General features: G+C 36.8%; 12 protein-coding genes and 1 pseudogene. 8 read left to right on the top strand and 5 right to left on the bottom strand.

The window, feature by feature from the left end; translation table 11 throughout:
• Positions 1 to 88 precede the first annotated feature (88 nt).
• The 5 genes from L3V42_RS11660 to L3V42_RS11640 all read right to left on the bottom strand — a co-directional run bounded on the left by L3V42_RS11660 (position 89) and on the right by L3V42_RS11640 (position 3722).
• The gene (locus L3V42_RS11660; protein WP_207520897.1) at positions 89 to 343 is read right to left on the bottom strand and encodes a helix-turn-helix domain-containing protein; all 255 of its coding nucleotides are present in this window, start codon (positions 341 to 343) and stop codon (positions 89 to 91) included.
• Positions 327 to 764 (bottom strand): RNA polymerase sigma factor, encoded by a 438-nt coding sequence (locus tag L3V42_RS11655; protein ID WP_238472053.1) that lies wholly within the window; start codon positions 762 to 764, stop codon positions 327 to 329. Before L3V42_RS11655 ends, L3V42_RS11660 begins: the two co-directional genes overlap by 17 nt.
• A gap of 736 nt (positions 765 to 1500) precedes the next feature.
• On the bottom strand, positions 1501 to 2664 hold the full coding sequence (locus L3V42_RS11650; RefSeq protein ID WP_238472052.1) for an acyltransferase family protein: 1164 nt from the start codon (positions 2662 to 2664) through the stop codon (positions 1501 to 1503).
• A 98-nt stretch (positions 2665 to 2762) separates the two neighbouring features.
• Positions 2763 to 2984, bottom strand: a complete 222-nt coding sequence (locus tag L3V42_RS11645) for a hypothetical protein (protein ID WP_235762181.1) — start codon at positions 2982 to 2984, stop codon at positions 2763 to 2765.
• Positions 2985 to 3008: 24 nt separating this feature from the next.
• Positions 3009 to 3722 carry a GAP family protein gene (locus L3V42_RS11640; protein ID WP_238472051.1) on the bottom strand — a complete coding sequence of 238 codons (714 nt, stop codon included), beginning with the start codon at positions 3720 to 3722 and terminating at the stop codon, positions 3009 to 3011.
• Between the two features lie 96 nt (positions 3723 to 3818).
• On the opposite strand from L3V42_RS11640, the gene L3V42_RS11635 reads away from it, so the two are divergent.
• The 8 genes and pseudogenes from L3V42_RS11635 (at position 3819) to L3V42_RS11600 (ending at position 12634) form a co-directional block, all read left to right on the top strand.
• Complete coding sequence (locus L3V42_RS11635) at positions 3819 to 4424, top strand: TetR/AcrR family transcriptional regulator (RefSeq protein WP_238472050.1); 606 nt, start codon at positions 3819 to 3821, stop codon at positions 4422 to 4424.
• Between the two features lie 377 nt (positions 4425 to 4801).
• Positions 4802 to 5334, top strand: a pseudogene (tnpC, locus tag L3V42_RS11630) (IS66 family transposase); the annotation flags it as partial.
• Between the two features lie 408 nt (positions 5335 to 5742).
• A complete protein-coding gene (locus L3V42_RS11625) occupies positions 5743 to 7233 on the top strand; it encodes a spore germination protein (RefSeq protein ID WP_238472049.1) in 1491 nt (496 codons plus the stop codon).
• Positions 7211 to 8320, top strand: a complete 1110-nt coding sequence (locus tag L3V42_RS11620) for a GerAB/ArcD/ProY family transporter (RefSeq protein WP_235762178.1) — start codon at positions 7211 to 7213, stop codon at positions 8318 to 8320. Before L3V42_RS11625 ends, L3V42_RS11620 begins: the two co-directional genes overlap by 23 nt.
• Positions 8301 to 9419, top strand: coding sequence for a Ger(x)C family spore germination protein (locus L3V42_RS11615; RefSeq protein ID WP_238472048.1), 1119 nt, complete (start codon positions 8301 to 8303; stop codon positions 9417 to 9419). The genes L3V42_RS11620 and L3V42_RS11615 overlap by 20 nt, the downstream gene beginning before the upstream one ends.
• A gap of 163 nt (positions 9420 to 9582) precedes the next feature.
• Positions 9583 to 10266, top strand: coding sequence for a DUF421 domain-containing protein (locus tag L3V42_RS11610; RefSeq protein WP_235762176.1), 684 nt, complete (start codon positions 9583 to 9585; stop codon positions 10264 to 10266).
• A 280-nt stretch (positions 10267 to 10546) separates the two neighbouring features.
• A complete protein-coding gene (locus L3V42_RS11605) occupies positions 10547 to 12019 on the top strand; it encodes an aldehyde dehydrogenase family protein (RefSeq protein ID WP_238472047.1) in 1473 nt (490 codons plus the stop codon).
• 444 nt (positions 12020 to 12463) lie between these two features.
• The gene (locus tag L3V42_RS11600) at positions 12464 to 12634 is read left to right on the top strand and encodes a nucleotidyltransferase family protein (RefSeq protein WP_438822752.1); all 171 of its coding nucleotides are present in this window, start codon (positions 12464 to 12466) and stop codon (positions 12632 to 12634) included.
• Positions 12635 to 12955 lie beyond the last annotated feature (321 nt).

Genomic DNA, 12955 nt, shown 5'->3' with positions numbered 1-12955 from the left:
GATTTTTTGTTTATACTGCGCGGCGTTATCTTCCGTGCTTTCTTTGTCAAAGAACAATATATATGAAAGGGAAAACCTAACCATACAATCAAATCTTGAAATCTAAAATGCCCTGCATAAGCTTCGAGCGTAAACGATCATGTGTGTCTGCATCAATGCCCCAATACGGATTACCACGCTCATTATAAATTTTACGCATAGACAAAATTGCCATATAGCTTCCATAATGAAAAATAACGTATTTCATCGCTTCTGGATCACCCTTATTTGCAGCCAAAATAATTGGATACGGTAATAAACCACGTTCGTTGTCTTTTGTGTTAGCATCAATCATCCCAGTCATCTGCATGTTCCTCCAAAAATCGCTTTAACCATTTAAAAGAGCTTGTCCGTCTATACTGAACCGTACTACGAGGAATCTCTAGTAGTTCGGCTATTTCTACATCTGATTTATCAAAAAAGTAATATAGTAGGACTGTCTTACGCTTTTCTATTGGCAAAGTACGCAATGCTTCAGCAAGTAATTTAGGAGTAATACTTTTTCTCGCCACTTGTAGATTTTCACCCTCTTCTCCTTCATATTGATGATCTAAGGTAAAGAGTTGATTTTCTTCTTGTGGCGTGAGATCCGAAAATGTCATCTCCTTTGTTAGACGTTGTTGCCTTTCGTTATAAATGTTGATTGCTTCATTCTTCAATACACGTTTACAAAAAGCATTAAATGCACAGCGAACTTGCCACACGGTACAATCTGGTTCTATCATGCATTTCCTCTCCCTTTGCAACTGCAAAGGTGGGTGATGATTTCCCCTTTCATAACCTTCAACAAGATTTTTTATGAAATGCCAAAAATAAAAGCAATATTTTAAAAAATATTCATTAAATACAAAAAAGCCCAACTGAACATAAGCCAGGTGGGAGTAAAAATTTATACATATTATTAAATGGAAAATTCTATTTAAAAAAGTGGAAAGCCTTAGTTCAAAAAGAAAACAAATTACGACAAAACAAAAAGTAAAAGTAATATATGAGCTAAGGCACGATTATCCTGTGAAGACATTACTCAAAGTTTCCGGTATTCCACGTAACACTTATTATTATAAAATTAATACTTTTGAGCACTCAGATAAAAATTCCAAGTGGAAAAGGCTCATTAGTTCTATTTTTGAGAAGCATAAGGGCAGATATGGTTATCTATAAATGATACTCTAACAATGTACAAAAACGATTGGATAAGAATGTACAGTTTTGATTATAGTGCTTTAAAAACTTTATATGGAGAAGTGGACATGATAGCCTGATAGCTATGCCAGACTCTGTAGGGCCTGGCTTCCTGGCATGTCAATCATGTCCACAGGGGCTCCATGTAAAGTTCGCATATTGATTGACAAATCATTAAAAATCATTTCTGTACATCATTTTACAATCAAAAGTGTACATATTTAAAACATCATTTATAGTTATCGTCGTATCCTCTTTTTTTCTTTAATATTCACCATCCTAAAGAATCTTTGACGCAAAGGGAATCTGCTTAATTATATAACTTAACAAGAAGCAAAGTGGTATCGTGATCAGAATCATAGCTAGAAACATGAAGGATGGTGGAAAGTGGATGACCTTCAATCCAGCAATAACAATAGCGATAATCGGTATATGAATGATGTAAATCACGAAAGAATGGGCTGACAAGAAGCTCCAACCTTTTCCTTGAAGAAAAACTCTTTTGCGAAAGAATATGATTAATCCGAGAATGATGCCAACACAAAATAGAGCTTCCCAAAGAGAATAAACCAAAGATGTCCAGTTCCAGCCGCCAGAAAACTGTAATCCGTCTACCCCAAATATCAAGACTAAGGGAAGAAGAAGAATCGATGCTCCAATTGCAATTCCAAAACCCGCTCTACCCATAGAATCAGGAGTATTTCGAAACCAATTGCGTTGGTAAGCGATGATGCCTAAAATGAATAGCCCGACATATTGTGGGAGATCATAGCCGCTTGCTGTAAAAAGTCCAACAAATGATTGAACCCCGGGAGATCCACCGGGTAAATCAAGAGCAGGGACCCACAGTCTTATAATGAAGTATCCTACTGTTAATATCATGACAAAGACTGTAAACATCCTGTAGGTGGGTGGCGTACTCTGACGAACTACTGATAGCTTATTTTTACTCATAAACTTCGCCCAGACTGCGTATAAACAAACGAATACGAAAAGTAGCTCGACGTACCACATCGGGCCATAGGTTAAATTTGAAAAATAGGTTTGCCATGTAAATGGCTCCTGGTTAAGCATATAGACTTCAATTGATTGAACTTGGCTAAGAATGAGAACGTAGAAGATAAACGGGACTAGGAACCGGAAGAATCTATCTTTGATAAATCGGGTCGCTCCATTACGTTCAAAAGATGAAGGAACAAAATATCCGGAAATAAGAAAAAACGTCCCCATGAAAAAAGTCTGATTAAAAGCAAGGAATAGAAGGCCTATAACGACCCCAATAGACCCTTGTGATAATACTTCGTTATAGATGGAAAAATACACTAAATGATGTAGCACTACTAACATTGTAAGAGCTGCCCTTAGGTTATCAATAAAGTATAACCGACCTTCCTTTTTGAGAGACGAGCTCCCTATATGTCTTGAATTCATAATAATTTTCATGTTCCCCCTACCCCCCTATTAATATTTAAAAATATATCTCAACGGAGCATCCGCCAAGCTGGACGGCTATGTATAATCCGTCCTATTTGCTCTATATTTTAATTTTCTCCTTTAGTTGTTCCGCCTATTTTCCAAGAGGCTAAACTTATGACCCCACCAACTACAATAAAAATAATGTTCATAACAATTTCAAATCCCTGAAACGCATCAATATAATTTACCAAAAACCAACTTTTTCCACCATTAGTCAAATGATTGATTAATCCGCCTACTCCCTGTATAACGAAAAGTAGACCAAGTCCACTGATAATTTCTTTCATGATGAACACCTCATTAATAATTTTTTAATTTAATATGCCTCTAAGACCGATATTAAAAAAAACCGCACCTACTACTCCTATCGCTACCAAGAGTGAGGAAATCGGAGCTTCATTTAATTTTGATCTAATTTTATTTAGAAATTGTTGCAGTCTCTCTTTAAACATAATATTAACCCCTAACAAAAGAAGAGAAGGAAGCACCATTACAAGATTGTAGCCAATTATAATAAAGATAGAAGAGGAAGGCTCAATTGTTAGGTGATTCATTAACAAAATTGAATAAAAGTAAGGCAAAGCAGTTACAAATTCAATTAGAAAAACAATGATACCTAACATGATCATCCCTTTCATCGTTGTTTTTTGGGGTATAAATGAAATTAAACGTTTTTTTGTATTATCATTTGGTTTACAGAAGCTAATTAGAGCCATAACTGCTCCAAAAAGGAGATAAAACCAATTGATAAAGTCAAATTCAGATAATTTTCCGATTCCTTTCAATAGTGAATCTCCACCAAAGTATAGTAATAAGCCCACCAGAAGATAGCCAAACTGCGTAATAAACAAAAAAACAAGCAAACGAGAAGATAATTGATTAGGCTGTGTCAATAATAAATAGGCTGTTACAGCAAATACACCAGGACTTAATATATCAATTAATGCGCAAATAGAAATAATTAGCAAAGCTATCGATGTGTCTATTGTTGAAGAAGGCATTAATGTTTCAATACTTTCGATCAAATATAGAGTCCCTCCTTTTTATATGTTATAATTTAAATAATACAGTGTACTAAAATTATAATAACACACTGTGTTAAGAAAAGGAAGTGATTTTTTATGCCAAGGATTGTTGATCATGAAAAAAAGAGGAAGTCAATTGCTGAGGTCGCTTGGAATATTATTAAGAAAGAGGGAATCGAAAAGGCATCTATAAGAAGAGTTGCTATTGAAGCAGGCATGTCTGCTGGAGCGTTAAGACATTATTTTTCAACTAAGGATGAAATGTTATTATTTATCATGGATTATTACCTGGAAGAAGGGAAAAAACGTTCTCAAAGTAAAAGTTGGTCAGACAATTCATTGCAGGCAGTCGCAGAAGTTTTATTGGAGCTTGTACCAATTGATGAAGAAAAGAAAATCGAAACGAGCGTTTGGTTGATCCTTGCACTTCAGTCACTTACAAGTGATACATTAAAAGAAAAAAAAGATGAAATGACTAACGGTATGTATGAATTAGCAAATTCAATGATTGAGATATTAGTTCTACAAGGGATTTTATCTGATTCAACTAATGTAAAATTAGAAAAAAGTAGGCTGGCGGCATTAATTGATGGATTGTCCATTCATGCTCTGTTAAGACCTGATGTCTACACTCCAGAAAAGGTGAAGGAAGTAATCCGTTATCATTTAGAAACACTCTGCGATGAAAGTAAATTGAGTTAATTGATCATGTATCTGAAGTTATAGTCCATTTGTGTTATAACGAGATGCACTTCAAAGGGGCATTTTGTGAACAGTTGCATGAAGTAGGCTTTAGTATATTACAGCTTTTCCTTCCATTACAGGCATAGCCGTCATATTTTTAGTGAAAATACAGTTCACGGATAAGCTTGTAACTTAATGAATTTCATAATACGTATTTAATGCTTCACCATCACCATATGTAGTTGAGTTGGTTCGTTCCCAACTACATATGGTGATGGTGAAGCCGAATTTGGTAATTATGAAATTCATTCAACTAAGTTAAAAATAAATAATTTTAGAATGGCAGTAAATTAGATGGAAAATTCACATTTTTAATCATAGGTTAAAAAAATACCTGGTTAAGTCCCATCTATGATCAGATGCGAGAACATCTCCTGAAAAAGGATATTTTGCATGCGGATGAGACGAGCCTTCAGGTCTTTTCGGAACCCGAGCGGCCAGCCACTTCCAAATCTTATATGTGGCTTTATCGTACAGGTCGGATGAGTCCTGCAATCATCTTGTATGATTACCAGCGTACTCGTGCAGCCAAACATCCTTCCCGATTTCTGAAGGATTTCCAGGGATATATCCAAGTGGATGGCTATGCAGGTTACAATGGTATAGCTTTCGTTACCCTGGTTGGTTGTTTGGCGCATGCCAGACGTAAATTCACGGAAGCCCTTCAGGCTCTTCCTGAATCGGCGAAAACAACCCACGTTAAGGCGAAGGAAGGTCTAGCATTCTGTAACCAACTTTTCGCTATTGAACGTGAATTGAAGGACGCCAGTCCTGAAGAACGCTATAAAGAACGCTTAGAACGCAGCCAGCCCATTTTGGATGCTTTTTCAGCATGGCTCCGTGAACAACCCCCCGGGTATTGCCGAAATATTCATAGTCATATCTCGAGACTAAAGGATTCAAGGGCTACATAATTTATTAAATACAATAAAAGTAACGGAACCATTATTGGTTAGCTATGGGGGAAAACCATTCAGTAACTACAATGCTTTCAAATGGAATTATTGATAAATCTCTCTATTGCCCCTTAATATCTTGGCATCGTATATGTAACAGACGGGTACAAAAACGGAATAAAGTATAATCTCCAAAACTCCATTATCGTACAAGCTTGTGGTATATGGCTTATGGGGTTCCGGGCGAAGAAAGTTCGTGTGAAATAGACCCATTGATGTCCTTGCATTCTCTTTGATTCAGCTTCCATCTTCTATTTGAATAATTGTATTCAAGTTCCACATACTACTGACAAGAAGTGCGATAAAGAGGGTGTGCAGGGATGCGACTTAAAAGAAATAACTCCAAAAAGTCTTTGATCAATCAGGAAAATCTCTCCATAGAGAACATCAAACTTCAATTAAATCATACTAGCGATTTAAAGGAACGGGAAATACATAGTGATAAGCAAACCTATATAATCCTTTACATCAATTCATTAGTTGACCAGGAAAAGTTTGAATCAAAGATAATTAAACCCCTTACAAAAATGGAGAACAACGATATTTCAAATGAACTATATAGCCAGGAAATCAGCACTACTAACAGTAATAAAACAGCCATCAACGGATTATTAGACGGATATTGTCTGCTAATGGAAAAAGGCGGCAGTAGTGAGGGATTCCTCCTAAAGGCTAACGCATCAACCGATAGAGAAGTTGCAGAGCCTGTCGTAGAAAAAACAATCCTTGGGGCAAAAGTAGGTTTTGTGGAAAGCTTAGATAAAAACGTCTTTTTACTCCGTGCTGTAACGAAATCACCCGATTTCACAGTTAAAAATTATACATTGGGTTCCTCAACAACAACGAATGTATCGCTGATTTATTTGGATCATATGACAGATCCGGAAATCGTCAAAAAGGTCGATCAACGTATAAAAAGTATTACACTTGATTCCATTCGATCAGTAGGAGATATTCAGGATTGCATTGAAGATCACACCGTTACTCCATTTCCCCAGCTTTTACTTACGGAACGGCCAGATAAAGCTTCCGCAAATTTAAAGGACGGGAGGGTTGCTTTAATTTTAGACGGGAGTCCTTCCGTAATTATCTTGCCAGCGACATTTATGACATTCTTTCAAACACCGGATGACTATATTACTCGTTGGTGGTTAGGTTCATTTTTTAGATTTATCCGTCTATTCAGCTATATCATTGCACTTATCCTGCCGGCATCCTATGTTGCTTTCGTTTCATTCCATTATGAAGTAATTCCTTTGGAGCTTGTTTATTCGTTACAGTCTTCGTTGAGTTATGTACCATTTCGGCCATTTATAGAGTTAATGATTATGCAGCTTTCCTTTGAGTTGTTAAGAGAAGCGTCCATTCGACTGCCACCTTCTGTTGCCACGACTTTTGGAATTGTTGGAGGGCTAGTCGTAGGAACAGCAATGGTTGAAGCAGGGATTGTTTCCTATGGTGGGCTTATAGTTGTTGCCTTAACATCCGTTGCATCATTTGTTCAGCCAAACATAGAAATGAGCAGCTCGATTCGTGTCTTAGGATTTCCTTTAATGCTATTGGCATCTATATTTGGCTTTTCTGGTATCGTCATCGGAGTGTTATGTGTGTTAATTCACTTGTCACGCCTTACTTCATTCGGTTTTCCATACTTTTCACCGTTTGTTCCGTTGAATATAAAGGATTTCAAAGATACGATTCTTCGTGTTCCTTCATGGATGATGTATAAACAGCCTAAAGATTCCCCCCATTTCAAGCGGGAAATACAATCAAGGAAGTGGAAACAAGATGAAAGTGAAGGGCCGTATTAGTTCTGTACATTTATTTTACGTGCTGGTGCAATCGGTGATAGGGGTAGGCTTGTTATCATTACCTCACCAAACGCATCAAAAAGCGGGCAGTGACGGATGGATTTCTATTTTAATTACCGGATTTTTTATTCACCTAATTGTACTGATGATTTGGTTGCTATGCAGAAAGTTCCCGAATCTTACTTTATTTGATTTTTCTAAAGTAATCTTGGGGAAAACGGTTGGAACGGTATTAAATTTTTTGTTTATTATGTATCTGCTGACCATCATTTGTTATATCTTCATTATATACACAGATACTTTAAAACGATGGATACTCCCTGAAACTCCTGGATGGATTTTACTTTTGATATTATTCGTTCTGCTTATATACGGGAGTATTTGTTCAATAAGAAATATGTTATCTTTGTTTTCTTTCCTATTCTTGTTCAACCTGCTTTTATTCTGCATTACATTTTTTGTTTATAAGGATCCATCTTTGGATGTCCGCTATCTCTTCCCTATTGGTTCTAATGGTGGCTGGAATATTCTTAGAAGTACAGAGGATACCTTTGTATCTTTCATAGGGTTTGAAACGTTACTCATTTATTTCGCTTTTATGAAGCAGTCTAAAAGTATTTCGGCACTGAAAGGGGCATTTTCGGCAATATTTTTTATTACAACTTTTTTAATGTATATCGTAATGATAAGCACGGTGATGCTTAGTCCAGAAGAAATGAAAATCACACAGGAACCGGTTCTATACATACTGAGTGCAGTGGAAATAAGAGTGCTAAGCCGATTAGATTTAATATTTCTCTCTTTCTGGGGTCTGGTAGTTTTTACTACTATTATCAGCTACTCCTTTTCAGCAAGTTTGGGGATAAGTAATTTATTCCGTATTAAACATAAGTTTGCTGTGATGCTAGCTGGAACATTCGTGTTTATCGTTTCAATCATATTTTATTATATGGAGATCACCTTAATTGAAGAATGGTTAAAGCATATAAGTTTAATTTTCGCCGTTATTATCCCTGTCTTACTGCTTTTCATAACAATTATTTTCAAAAGAGAGGCGGCATCGACCTATGAGGAAAAGGAAAACTGAGCTCGTCTTGCTCTTCTTTATTCTTCCATTACTAGCTGGGTGCTGGGATGAAAGACTGCTAAAGAATACCCGTACGGTGTATTTATCAGGTTTTGACCTAGTGGAGGAGGGGGATTATCAAATAACTTCAATTCTTAGAGATATGAATATTAGTGAGTCAAGCAGGGGGGAAATATCTATATCGAATAAACTGGTAACCGGAAATGGAAGGTCCATAAAAGAGGCAAGCGTGACAATTGACAGGAGCGTAGCCGGTAATTACGATCCAGCAAAAGGAAGAGTTTTAATCTTAGGAATCGACGTTGCCAAAGGTGATATTTATAATGTGCTGGATGCTCTTTACCGGGACCCGAGGGTGGATTTAAACGCCAAAATTGCTGTGACAGATAACAGTGCAAATGAGATAATCACCCATTTATCCGAAAATGAAGTTGAAAAAGGGGAGTACTTATACGAATTGATTCACAGCAGTGAAATAAATTCGAAAATTCAGGATATAACACTACGATCGATTCGCACCTATTTGTTTGATGAAGGAAAAGATTTCATGCTTCCTTATTTGAGCAAGGACGAGTCGGACGATGAAGTCAAAATAAATGGGGCTGCTCTTTTTCATAACAACAGCTTTACCGGACAGTTTCTTTCCCCTGCTGAAAGTACTTTTCTATTGTTGTTTATGGGAAAACAATCTAAAAAGGCACTTTTAACAGAAAGGTTGGACGAAGAAGCTAACGTATCCGTCAGCTATAATGTAAAAAACGTATCAAGAGAACTTAAGCTGAAAAAAGAGGGAAAAGTACATGCTGATATTATGCTGCAATTGGATGTGGAGATTGTTGACTATCCTCCAAACCATTTATATAAGCAAGAAGTGATCGATTCTTTGGAAAGTCAATTATCCATGATTCTCTCTGAAAAAGCGGATACTCTGTTTAAAAAACTTGCAGAGAATCAAAGTGACGTACTTGGATTAGGCAGAGAACTCGTTGCCTTTCATCCCTCTATCTGGAAAGAAATAAAGGGAGAAAATTATTATGAGCATATCCTTGTTCATCCAAAGGTAAAAGTCAATATTAGAAATGGTAAAATCATGTTCTGATTTCTTAACTGAAAATCTACAGGGCAAGTTCACAACTTATATTATTTACTGTTCTTAATAAGTGGGAGGGAAAGACCATACAGCCTTTAGAATTCTATTGGAATCAATAAAATCCAAGACATGATGGTACAACAAACTAAAACTTAAATCGGAGGAAAAAACTTTGGAAGAAGTTAATATTGGTTTACTGACGATTAAAGTCATCGTGGGTTTTGCCACTTTATTTTTTATCATTATCATAACGGGCAGAACATCCATCTATCAGTTAACCCCGTTTCACTTAGTTTTTGTTCTAGGACTGGGACATTTTTTAGGAAGTTCCATTTATGAGGATAAGATAGGGGTTTTTTATTTTTTATATGCCGTCGGATTGTGGACGTTTCTTATGTTGGGAGTAGAGTTTATGACTCTCAAAATTAAATCGACTCGTTCTCTCCTACTAGGCAATCCTAACATAATCATTCGAGATGGTATTATAGACAGAAAGTTACTTACAAAGAACAGACTGGATGTAAATCAAGTATTGAGTTTACTCCGTCAAAATAATGTCTTTTCAGTTCGCGAAGTCAAATACGGGATATTAGAAGCTAATGGGCAAATAAGTATATTATTGAAATCCAGGTATCAAATACCAGACAAGCAAGCTCTACGTCTTATAGAAACTCCAGTACATCTCCCAACATCGTTAATTATAGATGGGGAAGTTTTATGGGACAATGTGCATGAACTCGGATTTGATCAACAGTGGTTAAATGAGCAGTTGACTACCAATGGATATGATTATGTAAAGCGTATACTCTACGCAGATTGGCGAGAGGGTGAAGGCATACATGTAAGTCCTAAATAAAACGAGGTTTTTTATAATCATAATCAATTTAATGAATTTCATAATAAGGATTTACCGCTCCTTCGCCACAACATGTAGTTGCGTAGAAGCTTTCTTAATTACATGATGTGGCGAAGAAGCCGTTTTTGGTAATTATGAAATTCATTCAATTGTTAACAATTACAGTTGAATTCAATTCAATATATGGTAACCAGTTTCCTTCTCCATTCCTAAAAGGTATAATAAGGAACCAAAGAGTAAAACTCATAGTAAGTCATAAAATAAAAGGAGAATTAATCATATGACACCTTACGAGGGTTTGAATAAAAATTATATATCTGGAAAATGGCGTGATGGTACAGGGGAAACCACTTATAAAGTGAAAAACCCCTATAATGACGAAGTTCTGCAAGAAATAAAAACAGCGAGTAAGGAAGATGTTGACGAAGCTTATCAATCCGCTGAACAGACCAAAAACGAATGGTTAAATTATAATCCATTTGAAAGATCTTCCATTATGGAAAAAGCAGTGCAGATTGTTGAAGCTAGAAGAGAAGAGTTTGTTGGACATTTGATTAGGGAAGGTGGTTCATCACATCTAAAGGCCAACGTCGAAATTGACTTTGTCATCGCAATTATGAGGGAAGCTGCTTCTTTTCCACTTAGAATGAATGGGGAGATTGTGCCTTCCCTTGTTCCAGGAAAGGAAAATAGAATTTACCGAAAGCCTTTAGGGGTAGTTGGAGTAATCGGGCCATTCAACTTTCCAATGTATCTTGCAATGCGTTCAGTTGCACCTGCACTGGCTGTCGGTAACGGGGTCGTATTGAAACCTGATGAGCAAACAGCGGTAACCGGCGGAATATTACTTGCAAAAGTATTTGAAGAGGCGGGATTGCCGAAAGGAATATTTAACGTTGTTGTTCCAAAATTAGAAGAAATAGGCGATGCATTTGTGGAACATCCAATTCCACGGTTAATTTCGTTTACTGGGTCCACGCCGGCAGGGAGGCATATTGGTGAAATTTGTGGAAGAAATATTAAGAAAGTTGCACTCGAGTTGGGAGGAAACAACCCGCTTGTCGTGCTTGGTGATGCGCAAGTAGAAGGTGCGGTAAATTCTGCACTATTCGGTAAATTTATGCATAATGGACAAATATGTATGGCTATTAATCGAATCATAGTTCATCAAGATTTATATGAGGAATTTATTGAGAGGTTTGTGGAAAAGACGAAAAAAATTAAGGTGGGCGACCCAAGCGAAAAGGATAATTTAATCGGTCCATTGATCAATCGAAAAGCAATTGATCGGATACTTGAACAAATTGAAATGGCTAAGAAACAAGGAGCTAAAGTTGTACTGGAAGGAAAAGTGGAAGGCAATGTCATGCATCCTTATATATTAACTGGTACCAATGAGGTGGCGACAGCTAAAAACGAAATGTTTGGCCCAGTTGCTACTATTATCTCTGCAGAAAGTGATGAAGAAGCAATCCGTATTGCAAATGATACCCCATTTGGTCTAAGTGGAGCAATTCATTCGGGTTCCCCAGAAAGAGGGGTAGAAGCAGCGAAACAGATTACTTCCGGCATGGTTCATGTGAATGACCAAAGTGTAAACGATGAGCCGTTGATTGCCTTCGGAGGCGAGAAAGATTCTGGACTGGGTCGCTTTGGAGGGGAATGGTCATTAGAAGAGTTTACTACCGTCCAATGGGTTTCTGTACAAACTGAAGAGAGGGAAAGTCCTTTTCATACGAATTATCTCGAATAAAATAATTTTAGAGACAGAGGGGTTATAAAATTCGAAGCGTTCTATCTCATCGATCCCCCTTTACGCTATCTGATTTTAATAATCGTAAATAGAAAGGCTATTTATCATTAAACCGCATTTGATTAAGTTCCACACTTAAATCAATTGCGGTTTTTATTTTAATGAATTTCATAATACGTATTTAATGCTTCACCATCATCATATGTAGTTGAGTTGGTTCGTTCCAACTACATATGATGATGGAAAAGCCGACTTTGGTAATTATGAAATTCATTCATTTATTAAAATATTGGAGTCAAGGAAAAAGAAGATGGATTATCAAAATTTAAAGGGTACTCAAGATTTTTTTACCAAATGCGGAGGGAGTAAGAAGAACATTAGAAGACGTTTTTATTCCATACGGTTGCAAACCTCTGGCAACATTTTCCTGAAACCCCAACTGCAATCGTTGCAAGACTCCGTAATAAAGAACTTGAAATTAAGGCTCCCTATGGATTAAAGGATTTGTTTGAAATGAAGGTGAGACCTACATATAGGATAAAGATTTTTATTCAATATATGATGAACGTATTAAGAAGAAAAAATGTGAAGAAATATGGAGAAGTTTATCTATAGAACTTTAAAATTAAATATATATGCTCTTATTCAACTATAGGGTGCGATAGTTCAAGAAGGATTATCGCCTTTTTTGTATGTGCCAGGCATGGCAACTATCTAGGTGGTGAAAGTCCACTGTGGGGGTACACATCGACCAACCACTAGAGAAGCGCAAGGTACTTATCGTGAGGTAAGGGCTGAAGGAAGCGCGTATCAAAAGCTTGACTTGACGAATAGAAATCTAATACAAAGGCTCGATAGGTGGACGAGGCTCCACAACAAGCCAAAATCCTAAAGATGTGTGTAACCCTATAGAGTAGATTAGACGAGTAAAAGCGG

Origin of the sequence: Oceanobacillus alkalisoli (assembly GCF_022213125.1) — a bacterium.
Classification (GTDB): domain Bacteria; phylum Bacillota; class Bacilli; order Bacillales; family Amphibacillaceae; genus Oceanobacillus; species Oceanobacillus alkalisoli.
This window is presented reverse-complemented; position numbering and strand designations above follow the sequence as displayed.